This window comes from Haloterrigena turkmenica DSM 5511 (assembly GCF_000025325.1).
Classification (GTDB): domain Archaea; phylum Halobacteriota; class Halobacteria; order Halobacteriales; family Natrialbaceae; genus Haloterrigena; species Haloterrigena turkmenica.
In genome coordinates, this window is the sequence record NC_013743.1 from 3,361,236 (window position 1) to 3,379,979 (window position 18,744).

Sequence of the window (18,744 nt, forward strand, 5' to 3'; positions counted from 1 at the left end):
ACTCCGAACGCCATCGGCGGCCGAACGACGGACGATCGATCGCTCCGATCGACTCGAGAACTGTTCCAGCACCGCTGGCACGACCCGCGGACTTTTCTCGGTCTCGGTCCAACTATCGCTCATGAGCGACCTGCGCCTCGATGCGACCCAACTCGATCGCTACTCGAGACACGTCATCATGGATGAGATCGGGCCCGAGGGCCAGCAACGGCTGCTCGATGCCAGCGTCCTCGTCGTCGGAGCGGGCGGCCTGGGCTCGCCGGCGATCCAGTACCTCGCGGCGGCGGGGGTCGGCCGGCTGGGGATCGTCGACGACGACGTCGTCGAGCGGTCGAACCTGCAGCGCCAGATCGTCCACGGCGACGGCGACGTCGGCCGTCCGAAGGTCGAGAGCGCGGCCGACTACGTCGACGCGCTGAACCCGGACATCGACGTCGAGACCCACGAGACCCGCATCACGGCCGACAACGTCGGCGACCTCGTGAGCGGCTACGACATCGTCTTAGACGCCAGCGACAACTTCGGCACCCGATACCTGCTCAACGACCACTGCGTCCTCACCGAGACGCCGCTGTCCCACGGCGCGATCTACCGCTTCGAGGGGCAGGTCACGACGTTCACGAACGAGCGCGGGGACGGCGTCGACGACTCCCCGCCCTGCTACCGCTGTATCTTCCCCGAGGCGCCCGAGCCGGGCACCGTCCCCGACTGCGCCACGACCGGCGTCCTCGGCGTCCTTCCCGGCACCGTCGGCTGCATTCAGGCCACCGAGGTCGTCAAGTACATCCTCGGAAAGGGCGAGCTCCTCGAGGGGCGCCTGCTGATGTACGACGCAATGGCCATGAGCTTCGAGGAGGTGCCGATCCAGTCGAACCCGACCTGTCCGGTCTGTGGCGACGAGCCCGAGATCGAGTCGGTCGAGGACGTCAGCTACGAGGGGAGCTGCGAGATCTCCGCGGACTGAACGGACACGCCAGCCCCGATCTACGTCCCGATTACTCCAGCCTGAGAAACCACGGTGCGGTGGCGCGCGCTGGACCGCGGTGAGGCGGCGTTGTGCGACTGGAGAGAGCGCCGACGAACCGCGGTCCGAACGCGCGCGAGGTCTTCACGAACGGAGTGAGTGAAGGCTTGGAAGACACTGTGCGTCTTCCAGTGGATGAGCGACCGGAGGAAGCATTAGCGCGGGAACTCTGGTCCCGCGAACCATCCGAACGGGTGCTTCGCACCCGTGAGGAGAAATCGGCTGGGGAGGGCGTGGCGATTCCCCGTTGCCACAAGCAGCAGAAACTCGCGTTCATCCAAACGCCGTTCGAAACGCGTCTCGGAACAGATGCGGCCAGCTTCACCGAGGAACCCGGTGGGGAAAGATCGATCCCGCTATTCCGCGTCGTCGGCCAGTCGCTGCTGACACGCCTCGAGGATCGCGACCTGTCGCTCGAGCAGGTCGCCGGTGATTTCGTCGTTCGTATCGACTCCCGCTTTGGTCGCGTCGACCGTTTCCTCGAGTTGCGTCTGCATCGATCGGAGCAACTCGAGGTGGACCGAGAGCTGTTGGTCGAACTCGTCGGCCGGGAGGTCGGCGTGTGTGTCCTCGAGAGCGGCGATCGCCTCGTCCACCGACCGGGACGAGCCAGGGTCGGAACCGGTACCGCCACCCAGCAGCGCACCGACGATATCGAAGTAGCCGCTGGTCGCCGCCTGCGTCGCCTCGAGGCCCTGCTGTTGCATTCGGAGCGGCGTCTCGACAGCCGAGGGGGCGGCGGCCTGCTGGGCGGCGAGGCCCTGTTTGACCAGTTCCTGTCCGCCGGTCATCGCGGCCCGCTGTGTCGCGACCACAGCCGCGAGCGGCGAGCCCGCTCGATCGTATCGGTCGGTCGTCTCGCGATCGGTCTCGCTCTCAGCAACGGGGAGATCCGGCTCGTCGACGCGCTCTCTAGCGACTGCTCCGTCCGCCGACTCAGTGTCAGTCTCCTGGTCGGCGAGCGTCTCCGGATCGATCCCCGGTTCCGAACCCGCATCTTCGTCGGCATCGACGGCGGATTCGATGTCGACGCCGGGGGCGACGTCCGTCGGCGACTGCTGTTCGTCCGAAGACATCGACTCGTCTCGAGTCGCCGCGTCGTCGACGGTCGATTCCGGTGACTCGAGTTCGGTCTCCGGCCGAGGATCGGACGCGGGACCCGAGCGAGCGTCGACGTCGGGATCCAGGTCCGTCTCGGGACGGGCGTCGGGCCGCGATCCCGAATCACCCGTCGCGGCCGACTCGATGTCGACGCCCGTATCGACCGCATCGGTGAGGTCCGTCGATTCGGTTTCGCTCGAGGACCCCTCGCGGTCGGCGTCAGGGGTCGATTCCGCGGCCGACTCGAGGTCGAGACCGGTGTCGACCGCCTCGGCGACGTCCGCGTCGTCGCTCGAGTCGCTCTCCGTTCGGTCCGCATCGTCAGACTGCTCGTCGTCGCCGGACGCTACCGCGGCGTCGATATCGGTGCCGGCGTCCAGTTCGCTGGCGAGATCCGTCTCCTCGGTCGCCGGTTCCGCCGCATCGTTGCTCGAGTCGCTCGCTGCCGGCTCCGCAGCCGAGTCAGTGATGGCTCCGCCGTCAGCGTCGTCCTCGCGGGCGGCGTCGTTCTCGCGGTCGGTGTCGGCCGGCGACTCCATCTCGGCGTGGTCGGGCGCCGACTTTGCCTCCCCGACCGGCGTGTTCTGGACGCCCGCACGATCCATCTCGTCGGGAGAGTCCCTGTCTCGAGATTCGCTCGTTTCGTCGTCCGACGACTGTGTGTCGGCGGTTTCGGCGTCCGAGTCGCTTTCCGTGTCCGTCTCGAGTGGCTCCGTCGTCTCGATCCCGCTTGACGTCTCGGCCGTGTCGATCTCGTCGCGTGAGTCGCGATCGCCGGGACCGGCTATCGAGTCATCCGCCGTCGAGTCGTCGGTCCCACCCATCGGTTCGATCGCGTCAGAGTCGGCGGCGGCATCCGTCGACTCGTCCAGTTCCGGATCGCCGGGGGCATCTATCGGCTCGCCCATCTCCGGTTCGTCGGGAGTCTCGATCGACTCGTCGGTCTCCGACTCGACGATCACGGACGGCTCCGCTGGCTGTGTTGTCGTCTCCGACTGCTCGTCGTCGGCTTCGGACGGTTCGGACTCCGCGGTAGCAGTATCGGCGGGCCCGGCGGGCTCGTCGGTCCGCTCGGCCGCGTTCCCTGTCACGTCTCCCTCCTCGTTGACGGTATCTCGCTGTGCGGCCCCGCGCATCTCCTCGGTGAGTTCGGCGTCCAAGTCGCGTTCTGCAGCGTTCGCGGGCTCGTCCTCCGCTCGAGACGCCGACTCCGTCGCGTCGGAGACGTTCGACGGTGTCGATGCGGCCGTATCGACATCCGCTGGCTCGTCTGGCGATCGGTCAGTCGACGTCGTCTCGCCCGCCGCGGCCGTCTCGAGGCGGATCGCCTCGCTCGAGATCGCGTCGACGGCGTCCTCGTGGATCGCGACGGTGTCCTCGTGGCTCCCGCTCCAGCCGAGGGCGGCCCTGATCGAGTCGACGAGGCCGGTCCGGGGTTCGACGCGAACGGTATCGTCCTCGACGGACGCGACGGTCCCGATCACCTCGCCGGACTCGTTCTCGACGGTTTTCTCGAGATCGTCGTCAGTAAACGTGGCGCTCATGGGAGACTCTCGGGCCGCTGCGAGGCAAGCCACTGCTGCCTGCACCCGCGGGCCGCGTCAGAACCGCCGCTCTGACGGGTCGACACGGTGGGATCGTCGCTCGAGACCGAGACTCGTCAGCGTCCGGGCGGGTCGAACTCGGTCTGTTCCGACCGCGGTTCGGGTCCGGTATCGTCCCTGACGGCGCGGAATGCCCGGCGGTATCTGGCGATCTTCCGGTAGAGGAACGCGCCGATGGCGAGGTCGAACAGGACCACGTAGCCGATAAACGCCGCGCCGAAGGGAAGCGGGGTAGCGCCGGTGATGAGCTCCGGGACGATGCCGACCGTGACGTTGTACGTGCCGTGGATGAACGCGGCGATCAACAGCCCCTTAGTGACGATCGAACCGGCGTGCTCGGGGTTGAACTTCGCGAGCCCGAGGTAGTAGCCCGCGATCGCCGAGTAGATGACGTGGCCGGGGCCGACGAGCGCCCGGACGGTCGTGGTTCCGGCGGCGACGGTGAGGAGGCCGCCGTCGGCCGTCGCGACCGCGCCGGAGATGTAGAGGGTGTTCTCGATCGCGGCGAACCCGAGGCCGGCGACGGCGCCGTAGACCGCGCCGTCGATGACGGCGTCGAACGCCTCGCTCCGGTACGCGAAGAATCGGATCGCGAGCAGTTTCACCGTCTCCTCGACGGGACCGACGATCAGGTAGAAAAAGAGGACCATCCCGACGGAGCCGAGCGTCTGAAAGCTCGGACTGAACAGGGAGTTGACGACGGCCGCGAACGTCGCGAACAGCACGGCCAGCACGAAGGTCGCGACGAGCAGCGTGAGCGGTTCGTTCGTCGTGATATCCGAGTACCAGATGAAGGCCGCGAGGATCGCCGCCGGAACGACCGAGAGCCCGAAGAAGAGGGCGATGAAGATCGATCCCTCCTCGAGGACGAGCAGCGCCGGTTGGACCAGCAGGGCGACCGTGATCGCGAACGCGACCGCGAGCACGATCGTCTGTAGCCCGTAGTTGATCGCGGTGTAGATCGTGTACGCGAATCGATCGAGGAGCGATCGCGGCTCCCACGTCGAGACGTCGTACAGATCGGTCGACTCCTCGCTGGCCGCTTCGACCGGATCGCGCCTGCGTGCCATACGCAAGTGTATACGAGCCGGCCCAGTATAGGTTCGGCACACGGACTCAAGTGGTGTGTACCCGACGGCGTTCAGACACACCGTAGCTGTGAGAGAGCCCAACTCGGAATCCACAAAGGCCCGCCCCGCGTATCGGCGCCCATGCACTTCGATCAGCGAACCCAGCAGGCGCTTCGCGACGTCGGCCTCGAGACCGACGATCTCCGGGCCGCCTCGGAGGCGGTCGTCGAGGCCGTCGCGGCCGACGCGGCGGCCCTCGAGGAGTTCTTCGACGAACGCGATACCGTTTACTCGGACATGGACATGGCTCACTCGTCCTCAGAGTATCCTGAACACACCGTCGAGTACCTCGACCTGACGACCCACGCCGACGAGATGCGGGGCTGGCTGCGGTTCGACACGTGGGGCGTCTACGTCGAGGACGGCCGCGTGCTGCCCGACGAGTCGGTCGAACTGACGCTCGGACCGACGATCAACGGCCGCGTTCGGTTCGCGCCGGACCGCGAGACGCTGCGGTGATCCCCAGTATGGAGGGACAGCGATGACGACGGGACGCGTTCGCGGCATCTACACCACTGCGATCACGCAGCTTCTTCGCAACCGCGGCCTCGAGGTCGTCCAGGCCTCCGATCCCATCCGGGAGCGGTTCGATGCGTCGTTCGAGGCCGCGCCGGCCGACGTGGCGATCGAGACGACTCGGGACCGACAGGGCGTCGAACTCTCGGGCGACCCCGACGCGGTCGAGACGGTCGCGAGCGAACTCGAGTCACTCGCGATCGATAGCTTCCGCTGGGACGACGACGTCCCCCGCGGCGCGGTCTTCGACTGCGAGGTCGTCGACGCCGGCGGCGGGGGCGGGGCGACGGTCGACCTCGGCGACGGCCGACGAGGCTACCTCCACTACGACGACGTCGACGGCTACGTCGACTCGGGGAACCGCTACCGGGTTCAGGTCACCGAGCCCGTGCCGCCGTGGGCCGGCGACGATCCGCGCGTCGAGCCGACGCTCGAAGTCGGGGACGGCCTCGTCGCCCTCTCGCGAGATCGGACCGGCGTTTCAGCGGCACTCCGGGGTGAGCGGGCCGACGAACTCGTCGGCATGACCGACCTCCTGTCGGTCGACGTCCCCGACGATTGGGGCGTGCGCTGGCAGGGAACGGCGGCCGACGCTGACCTCGAGGCGATGGGAACCGCCCTCGAGCGCGCGGTCGATCGGGCGCTGGAACTCGAGGACGCGCTCGCCGACGCGCCCGAGACGCCGGGCGAACCGGGGCGACTCGCCGCGCCGCGGGCGACGACGTGGGCCTGGTTCGGCCGCGAGTCGCGGTTCGCGCTGGACGGGGTGCGCCGCGAGGTCGAGACGACGATGGCGGGCCACCACCGGACCAAGGCCGCCGACCGGGCCGTGAGCGCGGCCGTCGACTTCGCGGAAGCCGTCTGCGACTCTCCCGGCGAGAGCGGCGACGACGGCGACGGGTTCCCCTTCGGCGCCGTCTCCAGCCAGTTCGGACCGACGACCGGCGACCGCCTCGAGATCGGCCACGGCAAGCCCGACGGGCGACTCATCTCGCTCGGCCGCGGCGAGGTGACCGACTGGGACGCCGACGGCTCGGTCACCCTCGAGCGGTCGATGCGCGGCGGCGGCAGCTACGACGCGCTCGGCGTTCCGAAAGAGGAGGGTGACGTCGCCGTCACGAAGTTCCGCGAGGGTCGCTGGTGGTATCCGACGACGTACAAGGACGAAACCGGGACGGCGAAGGGAACGTACGTCAACGTCTGTACGCCCGTCGAACTGTTCCCCGACGCGGCGCGATACGTCGACCTCTACGTCGACGTGATCCGCCACGCCGACGGGACGGTCGAGACCGTCGACGCGGACGAACTCGAGGCCGCGGTCGACGACGGCCACGTCTCCGAGGAACTAGCCGAGAAAGCGACGAACGTCGCGGCAGCCGTCGAACGGGCGCTCTCGAAGTGAGAGTGGATCGAGGGCGGGGTTTCACCGGATCGCCGGAAGTAACGCTCGAGCGTCGGAGACGTCGGCTCAGTCCGAGACGCTCGCGACGTCGCCCTCGTCGGTCGCGGAGTCGGTCGGCAGCAGATGGACGTAGTCGTCGAGATCGAGGGCGAACTCGCGGTTCGTCGGCGGCTGGACCCATCGGAACTTGAACTCGGAACCGTGTTCCTCGCCGCCGTCAGTGACGGTGTGGGTCCAGCGGTCGCGCGGTTCGTGGACCGTCGCGTGGAAGAAGTGCCGGACGTACCGCTTGGGCGGCGACTCGCGGCGGGTCCAGACGTCGGTCGTCAGCTTCGTCGCTCCGTTTAACGTGCCGAGACCGCTCTCCTCGACGACCTCCCTGAACAGCGCCTCCGCGGGCGATTCGCCGGCCTCGAGTGTCCCCTTCGGGATCTGGAGGCCGTCGTGACCCGGCCCCTCGAAGACGAGGAGTTCACCCGTCTGTCGGGTGACGTAGGCGCACGCCTTCTGTACGTACGTGACGTTACTCATGATACGATACGCACACCGTTCTCCCGTAAAAACCCTGTCCCGTAGTATGTTAAAAGACACTAAGGATATTGCACGTCCGATTCGGAATCGAGAGAGAAACGAAACGGACGTACTGGGAGATTAGTCCGAAGCGATCGTCGCGTCGACGTCCTCGACCCGCTCGTCGTCGTCGAGGTGCGTAAAGAGCGTCGCCAGCGCCGGCCCGGAGACGTTGTGCCAGACGCTGAACAGCGCCGGGATCAACGCGGCGCCGGCGCTGAAGTGCGCGGTGGCGAGGGCGACCGCGAGCCCGCTGTTCTGGAGGCCGACCTCGAACGCGCAGGCCCGCGATCGATCCTCGGCCATGCCCGTCGCGCGGCCGACGGCGTAGCCGGAGCCCAGTCCGAGCCCGTTGTGCAGGACGACCGCGAGGAAGACGAGGGCGCCGGCGCCGAGGATCGTCTCGACGTTGAGTCCCACGACAGCCGCGACGATCGCGACGATCGCGACCACGCTGATCGCCGGGAAGACGGAGAGCCCCGCTTTCGCGACGACTGGCGCGCGCCTGTCGAGGACGTAACGCAGCGCCAGTCCGCCGATGACCGGCACTAGGACGACCTGTACGATCGACTCGGCCATCTCCGCGAACGTGACCGAGATCGACTCGCCGGCCAGCAGGACGATCCACGCCGGCATCACCACCGGCGCGGCGATCGTCGTCACCGTGGTGATCGACACCGACAGCGCGACGTCGCCGCGTCCGAGGTAGGTCATCACGTTCGACGCCGTCCCGCCGGGCGCCGCGCCGACCAGGATCAGACCGAGGCCGATCTCCCACGGCAATCCGAGCGCGACGACGAGCACGTACGCGATCGTCGGCATCAGGAGCCACTGGGCCAGTGCGCCGACGGCGACGTCCCGCGGGCGCGCTACGATCCGGCGGAAGTCGTCGGGGGTCAGCGTCAGCCCCATGCCGAGCATGACGATCCCCAGTAGCGGCGTGATGTACGGGGCGATCGGCGTGAAGAGATCGGGCGCGTACAGCGCCAGGGGCGCCGCGATCACCACCCAGAGGACGAAGTACTTGCTCGTGAACTCACCGATCCGCTCGAGAGTGGTATGCAAACGCATTCGACTGAGTCCTCTGGGTGTCCGGACTATGAAAACTCCGGCTTCCGTGTTCGTTCGGGACGCTGAACCGAGAGGGCCGGCGAATCGAGGGCCGTGACCGCTCACCGATCGGCCGTTACCGTCGAAAACGACGTTGTCGTCGATCGAACGCTCCGATCACCGCATTCCGAGCGCAGTACCCGTCGGTATCAAACCGCGAAGTGTTCGCCGGAGACCGATCGCCCGCACACCGGACAGCCGCTCGACAGCGTCGCCTCTCGCATCGGATCGGTCACCGGTATCGCTCGCCGACAGTCCGGACAGGTAAACTCGTAGGTATTCATGGCCGTGTTCCTCCGGATACTGGTACGTCCGCGTCGGGGATAGGGTGGGTACCCGGATATAGAGGGAGTTATATACCGGCGACGCTCGTCCCGGCCGACCGAACGCCGTCCGCACCGGGGAAGAGCGGGATGCGGACCGGCCCGCGGCCGGCCGCCGGCGCACGGGCGACCGACCCACACGTATTTCGGTGATGCCGATCGAAGTTGTAATACTGATGACCCGTCGAACGCTCCTGACGGGCGCGACCGGGACGCTGGGGCGCGCGCTGCGGCCGCGTCTGCGCGATGCGGGCCATGACGTAGTCGCGGCGAGTCGATCTCCGCCGTCGACCGACAGGGCCGACGTGGAATGGGTCCGAACGGATTTCGCCGCGGAAACGGGAATCCGCGACGCCGTGTCGGACGTCGACGTGGTCGTCCACGCCGCGACCGCGCCGCGGGGCGACACCGAGTCGGTCGACGTTCGCGGCACCGAACGGCTGCTCGTGGCGGCGGCCGACGCCGGCGTCTCGAATTTCGTCTACGTCTCGATCGTCGGCGTCGACGAGATTCCGTACTCGTACTACGAACACAAGCTGACGGCCGAACGGATCGTCGCGGAGAGTCCCGTTCCGTCGACCATCGTGCGGGCGACCCAGTTCCACTCGTTCGTCCACGATATCCTCGAGACGATCGCGCGCGTGCCGATCTGGCCGCTCCCGACTGGGATCCGACTCCAGCCGATCGACGTCGGCGAGGCGGCGGCAGCGATCGCCGACTACGCGACGCCGGAGGCGGCCGGACGAGCGCCCGACGTCGGCGGGCCCGAGATACTGACCGTCCGCGAACTCGCGGAGACCTACCGCGAGGTCCGCGGGCTCCGACGGCCCATCGTTCGACTCCCGCTGCCGGGAGAGGTCGCCGCCGGCTTCCGGTCTGGCGCGGCCTGCTGTCCGGATCGAACCGTCGGGACCACGACGTGGGGGACGTGGCTCGAGTCCGCGCATCGCGACCGTCTCGCGGCGGGCGGACACCGATAGGAGCTGCCACGCCAGCGATCGCCACTCACCACAGGTTCGCGAGGACGAGAGTGACCTGGATGACCAGCAGCGACAGGAGGACCGTCAGCACTGCCAGTTCGTAGTGGCCCCGCTCTCTATCGCCCGCCTCGGTGCGCACGAGGACGTTCGCGAGTCCTCGAAACGCGCCGACCGCGACGGCGACGAGGATCGGGAACGCGGCGAGTGCGATCGTCGTCGGTGCGTACTCCGGTCCGTAGTAGGTGCCGACGCTCCAGCGGATTCGGAGCGTCTCTCCGAGGAGGCCGGCCGCCGCGAGGCTTACGGCGGCGCTGACGGCGACCAGCGCGAGCCCGCCGCCGGCGGTCGGTCGAAGCGGACTCGAGCCCGTCAGTCGGGTCCACAGCCAGCCCGCCGCGCGGCGCGTGATCCTCGTCGAATCGGTTCGATCGTCGATCGCTCGAGTCGATGGCGACATACGAATACCGACGCGTTCGGGGACGAAAGACCGTCGAGCACGACTGCAGCGGCTGCAGTCGTGAAAACCCCTTTATGTCAGTTCTCGGTAGACGTTGCTACCGTGAGTGAGGAGCCGGACGTCGAGACGATCGGGACCCTGCTGGAGGACCCGACGGTGCGCACGATCCTCACCCAGACGAGCCAGGAACCCATGTCAGCGACCACCTTGAGCGACCGCTGTGACGCGTCCAAACCGACGGTGTACCGGCGGCTCGACGACCTCCGCGAGTGTGGACTCCTCGTCGAGCAAACGAAACCGGATCCCGAGGGCGGCCACCATCGGACCGTCTACGCGACGAACTTAGAGCGGATCACGATCGAACTCGAGGACGACGGGTTGTCGCTTCGGATCGACCGCCGGACGGATATCGCGGATCGGTTCACCGATCTCATCGAGGGGATCTAGCGTGCAGTCGACACCGCTGCAGCTCTGGGAACCGGCGGCGACGGAGTGGCTCGTGACGTTCGTTCAGGCGACCGACGTGCTGAGCGCCTGCATCGGCTTGTTCATCGCGTATCAGGCCTACCGCGGCTACCGGCGAAACGACAGCCGACCGATGCTGGTCATCGCTATCGGGTTCACACTCGCGCTCGCCGTGCCGTTCCTGCTGGTCGTGCTCTACGCGACGCTTCCGTTCCTCTCGGAGACGGCGATCGCCGTCCTCAGTCAGCTCAGTCAGCTGTCGGGGCTGGTCGCGATCCTCTACGCGCTCCGGATGCCCTCCTGACACGGCCGCCGCATCGAGGACGCCGACTCGAGGCGAACATTCAAGGTGAAACGTTAACGTCCCTCACGAACTATGCCAACCGATGTCGACGTTAAACGACGAGATGGCCGACGTGCGGTCGGAGGTCGATGACGTCCGCAACCGGCTCAGGGAGGACGTCCCCGACCTCTTCGCGTTCGACGTCACGGTCGGCAACATCGCGTACAACGCCAACAGTAACAGCGTCTCGGTCACCGTCGAACCGAGCTCTCGAGCGCGAGAGCAGCTCTCGGACGAACTCGGCGGAGTCAACGTGAAAACTGAGGGACATCTCGAACTCGAGTTCAGACTGACGAACACCGATCGAGAGTAGTCGCTCCCGCGACGTACTCGAGGTCGAAAACGCGCTCAGTCGGCTGCCAGTTTGTCGAGGCCGGCCGACTCGATGTCCGCGCCGTCGACGGAGGAGCGAAGCGAGTCCATGCCGTCGTCGCGGTCGATGTCGAAGTCGTTCTCGTAGAGTTCCTCGACGCGGCTCATCTCCTCCGCGGAGAGCTTCGGGACGTCGCTGGCGGCGGCCCACTCGTCGATGTCGCCTTTCGTGCGGAACGTCGGGGTGACGGTCGCGACGGAGTCGTGGGAGAGCAGCCACGCGATCGAGGCCTGCCCCATCGTTCGTTCGCCGTCCCGCTCGAGAAACCGAAGCTGCTCGAGTTTCTCCCAGCCGGTCTCGTACCACTCGTCGGGGCGGAAGCCGCGGTGGTCGCCCTCGCCGAGTTCGGTGTCGGGGGTGACCTGCTCGTTGAGAATCCCCGAGGAGTGGGGAACGCGGGGGATGAGGCTCGTCGACGAGCCCGTCTCCTCGATCGTCTCGAGGAAGTGGTTGCCGACCTCCTGCTCGAGTACGTTCCAGACGAGTTGGACGGAGTCGAACTCCTCCTCGATGGCGAGGTCGCCCTCCGCGAGCCAGCCGATCGAGGGCCCTAACGCGAGGCCGGTCGCGTCGATCAGCCCTTCCTCCTCGAGTTCGTCGAGGAGTTCGAGCACGTCGGGCGTGATCTCGTCGACGTCGGCGTTATGCAACTGGAGGACGTCGACGGAGTCGACGCCGAGCCGATCGAGGCTCTGCTCGACGGCGTCCCGGAGGTACTCGGGGTCCATCTCCTTTGGCAGTTCGCCGTGGCCGGCCTGGGGATTGTTGTAGAAGTCGTAGCCGACCTTGGTGGCGATCGTGACCTCGTCCCGAACCTCGGAGAGGGCCTCGCCGACCAGTTCTTCGCTGCGACCGTGGCCGTAGACGTCGCCGGTGTCGAAGTAGGTGATCCCCTGCTCGACGGCGTACCGGAGCATCTCGAGGGCGTCGTCTTCCGAGCGGTCGCCCCACCAGTCGGTGCCGACGACCCACGCGCCGAAGCCGACTTCGCTGACCTCGACGCCGGAGTCGCCGAGTTCCTGGTATTGCATAGTCGCCCGTTCGTATCGAGGGGACTTATGGGATGCGGAATATCGCTTTTCGGATCCCGAAATATGATGGGTGGGTTCGTAATCACTCGAGACGGATTCTGACTTCGCGATCCGAACGACTCATTGGAGTCGGATCCCACCGTTCTGCATGGCAATTCAGGGAGACCGCCGCCTCGAGTACGCCGCCCTGGGACTCGCCGTGCTCGTCGTCCCCGTCACGGCGGTGGTCGTCCTCGAAGTCACCGCCATCTCACGGTTCGATCCGAGCCGGATCACCAGTTGGGCGGTCGTCGGCGGCGTGCTGCTCGCGCTCGCAGCAATCGCCCTTCCGGCCGTCCTTCTCACCGGCTGGCAGTCCGCACAGCGGACGGCACGCGAGGAGACTACTCGGGACCGACGGTCGTAGCCGTCCACTCGAACGGAACGGCGTCTCACGCAGTCGCCACTCGAGTTACTCGTCTTCGTCGTCGCCGTCTTCGGTCGCCTCGTTCTCGTCGTCGGTGCTGTCGGCTTCCTCGCCCGGTTCGACCTTCATGTCCGAGGCGTCCTCCTCGGGCGTCTCCTCGGGTTCGGTCGCGTCGGTCTGGGAGGGCTGGGCCTGTTCGGGGTCGGGACCCGTCGCTTCGGCGGTCTCCTCTGCCATGGCCGTATCGGAGACGTCGACCTCGACCGTCTCGTCGTCGTCGCCGGTGTCCCGGCGCGGATCCTCTTCGTCGCCTACGTGGTCCGGTTTCGTGCGCGTCTCTTCCTCGTCCGTCTCGTCGCTGAACTCGATGCGCGAGCCCGTCTCGCCCTCGTCGCCGAGCTGTGCCGACTCGTGGACGTCCCCGTCGGCGTCGATTTCGGACTCCTGTCCGGAATCGGGGCGCTTGGCGGCCGCGTGGGCCGCGTCGGAGACGTCCTTCCCGTCGGTCCCGCCCTCGATCTCGTCTAAGGTCGGCCGGAACGTCTCCGCCTCGTCCCCGCCGCGGTTCCGCAGCCCGTAGCTGAGCAGGCCGGCGGCGACGGCAGCCTTCGGAATCGCCCGCAACTGTCCCTTCCCGAGCGATTTGAGTGCCGAGAGGAGCACCACGCCGCCACCCAGCAACGGCACCATGGATTTGAAGTCGCCGCCGACGATCGACAGCGCCGTGTCTATCGGAACGTCTACGTCGTACTCGTCGAGTTTCTCGGTCGCTTCCGTCGGGAGTTCCGTCGCCAGGTCGTGATCGTGTTCCTCGGACATTGAATGAACCTCCGCGCACGCTGCGCTCGTGGCGGCTACACCCCCCGGACGGTTGAAGCTTGGACCGGCAACTGAAGCTGAACGTCGAGGGATCGACGACCGATCGCTGTCAGCCGGTCGGCGAACAGTCAGCCGAGCGAAACGACTATGCCGTACGCGGTCACGATACCCGAGCGATGCGCCTCGAGTGATTCCGTTCGGCGATCGACCGAGTCGATCCGCCACTCCGTCGGGCTGGGCGGTCCGTCCGATGGCCGTTAGGAGCAATACGGTCTACGCTGGTCGTTCTCGCGTATCCCCATCCGATCTTCGGCGTTCTGTTCGGTCTGACGTTCTTCTCCCTCGCTCTCGCTCGCCTCCACCCGATCCTCTCGTGGGTCGGGCTCTCGGAGCAGGCGGTCGGTGTGATCGCCGGCACCGACGCGCTCGCGGCGTTCTGGGTTACGGCCTCCGACTCCTGTTCGACATCGATGTCGTCGCATCGGTCGGAGCAATAATACACTATTTCGATAATGGCACCCCTTCCGCAGGAAATCTGCTTCATACGCACCTGTAGTTACCAACTCACTCGATTCGCTTTCAGACCTCCGTCTGAACAAAGAAACCGTGCTACTATCTACTGAAAACGAACCGTAACGGGTCCTCTGACTCGAGCGATCGGCCTCAGGGCTGCCAGTCGAACCGTTCCGGATTCCGTGCCGCGAGCGCCGTCCGAACTGCAGCGACGTTCTCGGGAACGTCGTGGACCCGAACGATGTCGGCGCCCCGGTCGGCCGCGATCGCGCTCGCTGCGACGGTCGCCGCGGTGCGCTCGCCGGTCTCGCGGCCGACGTGTTCGAACATCGACTTGTGGGAGTGGCCGATCAGGATCGGACAGCCAAGCGCCCGGAACTCGTCGGTGCGATCGAGGAGTTCGAAGGCCTCGGGAGCCGACTTGCCGAAGCCGATCCCCGGATCGACGATGATGTCCTCGCGGTCGATGCCGGCCTTCTCCGCGAGGAGAATCCGCTCGGAGAGCCGGTCGATCACGTCCTCGACGACGTCGTCGTACTCGATCTCGCGGCCCGGCACGACCGGCGCGTCGATGCTGTGCATCAGCACCAGCATCGCGTCGTGGTCGGCGACGACGAAGCGCATCTCGGGGTCCTCGAGTCCCGAGACGTCGTTGATGATGTCCGCGCCGGCCTCGAGAGCGGCCTCGGCGACGGCGGCCTTCCGGGTGTCGATCGAGACGAGGGCGTCGAGGTCCGCGATCTCCTCGACGACGGGGACGACGCGGTCGATCTCCGCCTCGGTCGGCACCGGGTCGGCGCCGGGACGGGTCGACTCGCCGCCGACGTCGATCACGTCGACGCCGTTCTCGATCATCCGTTCGGCGCGGGCGACGGCGTCCTCGAGGGCGTCGTACTCGCCGCCGTCGTGGAAGCTGTCCGGCGTGACGTTCAGAATGCCCATGACGGCGGTGCGGTCGTCCCAAGGATGGCCCGCGTCGGCGCCGTCGGCGCCGGTAGTCCCGGCCGTGACTGCTGTGGGCCCATCGCTCGAGTCCGCCTCCGAATCGATCTCAAGGCGCTCGCGAAGTTCCCGGGCGACCTCGAGCAGACCGCGTGTGCCGTCGTCCGAGCGGTCCGTCGGCCCGGGGCCGGACTCGAGGCGCTCGACGAGGCGTTCGAACTGGGTGACGGTACCCATCAGGACGGCGTCGACCGACTCCTCGTCGCGCTGGAGTCCCGAGAGAGCGCACTCGCCGCCCAGTCGCAGCAGTTCCCGTTCGACGGCCGTGGCCCGTCGGTAGCCGAGCGAGAGCGAGACGACGCGGTGGACGGCGTCGCCCTGCAGTTCCGAATCGCTCGCGGCGGGTACGTTCGCCGTCGAAAGCGCCTCGCGGGCGTCCTCGCGGTCGCGAATCCGTTTCGGAACCCCGGCGTTCGTCCAGCGCGAGCGGGCCTCGGCGACGGCGAACAGCGAGCCCGTCACGAGCACGCAGTCGTTGTCGTCGGCCTCGCGGAGAGCGGTCTCGAGGGCGTCCTGGACGGTGGCTGACGTTCGGACGTCGGCGACGCCGACGTCTTCGAACACGCTCGCGAGGACGTCGCGGTCCTCGGCGCGGTCGAGGGGCGGCTCGGTCGCGACGACCACGTCGGGCGTCGGCAGCGTCGCGGCCATCTCGCGGTGGTCCTTGTCGTGCATCGCCCCGAAGACGAGGTGGAGGTCGTCGTAGTCGTAGGTGTCGAGCGTCGCCGCGAGCGGCTCGCAGGCGCCGGGGTTGTGCGCACCGTCTAAGACGATCAGCGGCGTCGTCTCGAGGACCTCGAATCGGCCGGGCCAGTGGGCACTTCGCAGCCCGCGTGCGAGGTCGTCGTCCGAAATATCGGCGACCTGCCGGGCCAAGACGGCGGCGATCCCTGCGTTCTCGGCCTGGTGGGCCCCCAGCAGCGAGAGTCGGTTTTCGAGGGTCCAGTCGCCGTGTTCGACGGTGACGGCGGCTTCGGTGTGGTTCACGCGGCCGCCGTATGCGACGCGAACGTCGGGCTCGTCGTCGCGATCGGCGTCTGCGGCCCCGACGGTGATCACGTCGCCCGCGACCTCACGGACTCCCTCGAGGGCGTCGCCGGTGGTTCCGGTCACCAGCGGCGCGTCGGCGGGCGCGACGTGGGCCTTGTCGCGGGCGATCTCGCCGACGGTGTCGCCGAGGATGCCCGTGTGCTCTAGTGTGACGCTTGTGACCGCGCTCGCGACGGGGTCGACGACGCTCGTGGCGTCGTACTTCCCGCCGATGCCGACCTCGAGGACGGCGACGTCGACGTCCTCGCGACCGAACTGCCAGACGGCCATGGCGGTCATCGTCTCGAAGAACGTCGGCGACTCGCCGTCGGCGCCCCGGTCGGTAAGGTACTCGTGAGCCGCCTCGACGAATTCGCGGACCGCCGAGCGGGGGATCTTCCGGCCGTCGACGCGGATCCGCTCGCGCAAGTCCTCGAGGTGGGGCGAGGTGTAGAGGCCGACCGAGAGCCCGGCCTCCCGGAGGCTTCGCTCGACCATCCGCGCCGTACTCCCCTTGCCGTTGGAGCCGGCGATCTGCACGAACTCGACCCCGTCGTGGGGGTCGCCGAGGTGGGCGAGCAGCCGCGCCGTCGACTCCGTCCCCGGTTTGGGGCGAAAGCGCCGCAGATCGAATAAGAAATCCGCCGCCTCGTGATACTCCATACCCGAACCACAGAGTCCGCGCGCTTAGGGATATCGGACTCCGCTCTCGAGCCTCGAGGTGTCGGCGATCTCGAACGACCCGCGTCTCACGCGTCCGTCGCCGTCAGCGACAGGTCCAGTCCGACGTGATCGGCCAGGTAGTTCGGCACCTCGCCGCCGTCGTCCGCGTAAAACTGATCCGGCGGCGCGAGTTCCCGCCAGAACACACGGCGCTCGAGCGCGTCGACGTGCAGTTCCATCTCGTGGTCGGCCGTCGGCTCCTCGAGGAAGACGTAGTCGATTTGCTCGCCGGCGTCGTCGCCGGGGCAGTACGCCGGCGGCGCACCGCTCGGGTCGAAGGCACAGCCGTCGATGATCGCGTCGTCGTTCGTGCCGCCCGGTCCGCTCCCGTGGTCGAGCCACGCGTCGTACAGCCCGGCGGTCGACGCGAACGACTCGAGGGCGTCGGCCGCCGCGCCGTCCGGCGCGATGTTGAAATCGCCCGCGACGAGGGTCACGTTCTCCGGGCTGGTCTGCTCGGCGACGAACGCGCCCAGTTCCTCGAGTTGCTGGCCTCGGAGCGCCGGGATGTCCTCGTCACCGCCGTCGGTCCACGGAAGGAGCGAGCCGGACACCAGATGCGTCGTAAATAGGTCGACCTTCCCGGGGCCGAGGTCGAGTTCGACGTAGTTGGCTCCTTTCCCGACGTGGGCGTCGACGTAGGTCAGATGGTCGCTCGGTTCGGCGTCGTACTCGAGCGTCGCGTGGTCGGTCACGGTGACGCCCGCGACCAGATCGAGCAGTCCCGCACCTTTCTCGCCGCCGTCCGGACCGGGACCCGCGATCGCCGTTCCGGTACCGGCACCGTCGACGTACTCGGTCTCGACCGTCTCCTGCTCGTCGTTGAACACTTCACAGAGTCCGACGATATCGTAGCCCTCCTCGACGAGTCGCCTGCCGAGTTCGCTCGCCCGCTCCTGGTACTGCGGTTTCGCTGCAACGGTAAAGGGTAGGCCCGCGACGCCCTCCATGCCGTCGGCGAGCCACGCGTTCACCCAGAGGAACCGGTAGGACTCGGGCGCCGCCCGGACGGACTTCGAAGCGCCCGTCGCGCCGAGCAGTACGCCGCCGAGGCCGGTCGCGCCGGCTTTCAGTGCCGTTCGCCGTCGAAACGTCGGAAGGTCCGCGCTGTCAGTCATGCGTCACTGACTATCGCTCGACAACCGAACTTCACTATTAATATTTTATCTATATCTACTAAAATTTGTGTCCGTGCGAGTACGTTACTGGAATCGCCGAAGCCGACCACGGGCGACAGTTGCGTTAATCCTCTCGTAGTGGAGACGACAGCGGATGCAAACGGCGGCAGCCGTGCTTCATCCGGACGAGACAACCGCCGGTCGATCGAGCGTCCCGTTCCAATCGCGACGGAGCTAACACGTTCGGGGGAAAAGCGACCCGGTCAGCCTGTTTACGCTTTCGCATGCGTAATTCCGGGAGTCGCCGAGGATGATCACTGATGCCAGCAACTGACTTCGACGCCGAACGGACGTACGACGAGGAGCGATTCAGCACCGCGCCGGTCTTCCGGAACGATCGGATAAAGGTCGTCCTCGGCTACTTCGAGCCGGGACAGTTCATCCCGGTCCACGCGCCGGGTAGCGATGTGACAATCTACGTCCGGTCCGGACGCGGCGTCGTCCGCGAGGGCGACGCCGAACACGACGTCGAACCGGACGACGTCGTCGTCGTTCCGGCCGACGTCGACCGCGGCGTGCGCGCCGCCGAGGAGGAACGACTCGAGGCGCTGTTAGTTACGGCGCCGCCGCCGACGGACGAGGAACACGCGCCCGTTCGCGAGGGGCTTCAAAAGGGTGTCTTCGACCCCGACTGACGGCTGGGTA

The 18,744-nt window shown here is 67.3% G+C and carries 19 protein-coding genes; 9 read left to right on the forward strand and 10 right to left on the reverse strand.

The window, feature by feature from the left end:
- The first annotated feature begins 121 nt into the window (after positions 1-121).
- The gene (ubaA, locus tag HTUR_RS16090; protein ID WP_012944389.1) at positions 122-964 is read left to right on the forward strand and encodes an SAMP-activating enzyme E1; all 843 of its coding nucleotides are present in this window, start codon (positions 122-124) and stop codon (positions 962-964) included.
- A 416-nt stretch (positions 965-1,380) separates the two neighbouring features.
- On the opposite strand, the gene HTUR_RS16095 is transcribed toward ubaA, so the two are convergent.
- Positions 1,381-3,669 carry an ATPase AAA gene (locus HTUR_RS16095; protein WP_012944390.1) on the reverse strand — a complete coding sequence of 763 codons (2,289 nt, stop codon included), beginning with the start codon at positions 3,667-3,669 and terminating at the stop codon, positions 1,381-1,383.
- A gap of 116 nt (positions 3,670-3,785) precedes the next feature.
- Complete coding sequence (locus tag HTUR_RS16100) at positions 3,786-4,799, reverse strand: PrsW family intramembrane metalloprotease (RefSeq protein ID WP_012944391.1); 1,014 nt, start codon at positions 4,797-4,799, stop codon at positions 3,786-3,788.
- Positions 4,800-4,940: 141 nt separating this feature from the next.
- On the opposite strand from HTUR_RS16100, the gene HTUR_RS16105 reads away from it, so the two are divergent.
- Both HTUR_RS16105 and HTUR_RS16110 read left to right on the forward strand, forming a co-directional pair.
- Complete coding sequence (locus HTUR_RS16105; RefSeq protein WP_012944392.1) at positions 4,941-5,318, forward strand: DUF7532 family protein; 378 nt, start codon at positions 4,941-4,943, stop codon at positions 5,316-5,318.
- Positions 5,319-5,340: 22 nt separating this feature from the next.
- Positions 5,341-6,777: a DUF402 domain-containing protein gene (locus HTUR_RS16110; protein ID WP_012944393.1), complete on the forward strand. Its 1,437-nt coding sequence runs from the start codon at positions 5,341-5,343 to the stop codon at positions 6,775-6,777.
- Positions 6,778-6,843: 66 nt separating this feature from the next.
- Here HTUR_RS16110 and HTUR_RS16115 read toward each other — a convergent pair whose 3' ends face one another.
- The 3 genes from HTUR_RS16115 to HTUR_RS25640 form a co-directional block, all read right to left on the reverse strand.
- Positions 6,844-7,308 (reverse strand): NUDIX hydrolase, encoded by a 465-nt coding sequence (locus tag HTUR_RS16115; protein ID WP_012944394.1) that lies wholly within the window; start codon positions 7,306-7,308, stop codon positions 6,844-6,846.
- A 120-nt stretch (positions 7,309-7,428) separates the two neighbouring features.
- Positions 7,429-8,418 (reverse strand): bile acid:sodium symporter family protein, encoded by a 990-nt coding sequence (locus HTUR_RS16120; protein WP_012944395.1) that lies wholly within the window; start codon positions 8,416-8,418, stop codon positions 7,429-7,431.
- 188 nt (positions 8,419-8,606) lie between these two features.
- Positions 8,607-8,741, reverse strand: coding sequence for a DUF7560 family zinc ribbon protein (locus tag HTUR_RS25640; protein ID WP_012944396.1), 135 nt, complete (start codon positions 8,739-8,741; stop codon positions 8,607-8,609).
- 215 nt (positions 8,742-8,956) lie between these two features.
- On the opposite strand from HTUR_RS25640, the gene HTUR_RS16130 reads away from it, so the two are divergent.
- Positions 8,957-9,760: an SDR family oxidoreductase gene (locus HTUR_RS16130; protein ID WP_049941774.1), complete on the forward strand. Its 804-nt coding sequence runs from the start codon at positions 8,957-8,959 to the stop codon at positions 9,758-9,760.
- 25 nt (positions 9,761-9,785) lie between these two features.
- Here the strand turns inward: HTUR_RS16130 and HTUR_RS16135 are convergent, their stop codons facing one another.
- On the reverse strand, positions 9,786-10,217 hold the full coding sequence (locus HTUR_RS16135; protein WP_012944398.1) for a hypothetical protein: 432 nt from the start codon (positions 10,215-10,217) through the stop codon (positions 9,786-9,788).
- A 102-nt stretch (positions 10,218-10,319) separates the two neighbouring features.
- Here HTUR_RS16135 and HTUR_RS16140 point away from each other — a divergent pair, with 102 nt between their 5' ends.
- The 3 genes from HTUR_RS16140 (at position 10,320) to HTUR_RS16150 (ending at position 11,338) form a co-directional block, all read left to right on the forward strand.
- Complete coding sequence (locus HTUR_RS16140) at positions 10,320-10,664, forward strand: winged helix-turn-helix domain-containing protein (protein ID WP_012944399.1); 345 nt, start codon at positions 10,320-10,322, stop codon at positions 10,662-10,664.
- Between the two features lies 1 nt (position 10,665).
- On the forward strand, positions 10,666-10,986 hold the full coding sequence (locus tag HTUR_RS16145; RefSeq protein WP_012944400.1) for a DUF7521 family protein: 321 nt from the start codon (positions 10,666-10,668) through the stop codon (positions 10,984-10,986).
- 82 nt (positions 10,987-11,068) lie between these two features.
- Positions 11,069-11,338, forward strand: coding sequence for a hypothetical protein (locus tag HTUR_RS16150; protein ID WP_012944401.1), 270 nt, complete (start codon positions 11,069-11,071; stop codon positions 11,336-11,338).
- A 35-nt stretch (positions 11,339-11,373) separates the two neighbouring features.
- On the opposite strand, the gene HTUR_RS16155 is transcribed toward HTUR_RS16150, so the two are convergent.
- On the reverse strand, positions 11,374-12,429 hold the full coding sequence (locus tag HTUR_RS16155) for an aldo/keto reductase (protein ID WP_012944402.1): 1,056 nt from the start codon (positions 12,427-12,429) through the stop codon (positions 11,374-11,376).
- Between the two features lie 148 nt (positions 12,430-12,577).
- Between HTUR_RS16155 and HTUR_RS16160 the strand changes: the two genes are divergently transcribed.
- Complete coding sequence (locus HTUR_RS16160) at positions 12,578-12,835, forward strand: hypothetical protein (protein ID WP_012944403.1); 258 nt, start codon at positions 12,578-12,580, stop codon at positions 12,833-12,835.
- 45 nt (positions 12,836-12,880) lie between these two features.
- Here HTUR_RS16160 and HTUR_RS16165 read toward each other — a convergent pair whose 3' ends face one another.
- The 3 genes from HTUR_RS16165 to HTUR_RS16180 all read right to left on the reverse strand — a co-directional run bounded on the left by HTUR_RS16165 (position 12,881) and on the right by HTUR_RS16180 (position 18,039).
- Positions 12,881-13,654 carry a hypothetical protein gene (locus HTUR_RS16165; RefSeq protein ID WP_012944404.1) on the reverse strand — a complete coding sequence of 258 codons (774 nt, stop codon included), beginning with the start codon at positions 13,652-13,654 and terminating at the stop codon, positions 12,881-12,883.
- A gap of 663 nt (positions 13,655-14,317) precedes the next feature.
- Positions 14,318-16,861 carry a dihydropteroate synthase gene (gene folP, locus HTUR_RS16175; protein WP_012944405.1) on the reverse strand — a complete coding sequence of 848 codons (2,544 nt, stop codon included), beginning with the start codon at positions 16,859-16,861 and terminating at the stop codon, positions 14,318-14,320.
- A gap of 86 nt (positions 16,862-16,947) precedes the next feature.
- On the reverse strand, positions 16,948-18,039 hold the full coding sequence (locus HTUR_RS16180) for an endonuclease/exonuclease/phosphatase family protein (RefSeq protein ID WP_012944406.1): 1,092 nt from the start codon (positions 18,037-18,039) through the stop codon (positions 16,948-16,950).
- Between the two features lie 320 nt (positions 18,040-18,359).
- Between HTUR_RS16180 and HTUR_RS16185 the strand changes: the two genes are divergently transcribed.
- Positions 18,360-18,734, forward strand: a complete 375-nt coding sequence (locus tag HTUR_RS16185; protein ID WP_012944407.1) for a cupin domain-containing protein — start codon at positions 18,360-18,362, stop codon at positions 18,732-18,734.
- The last annotated feature ends 10 nt before the right edge of the window (positions 18,735-18,744 follow it).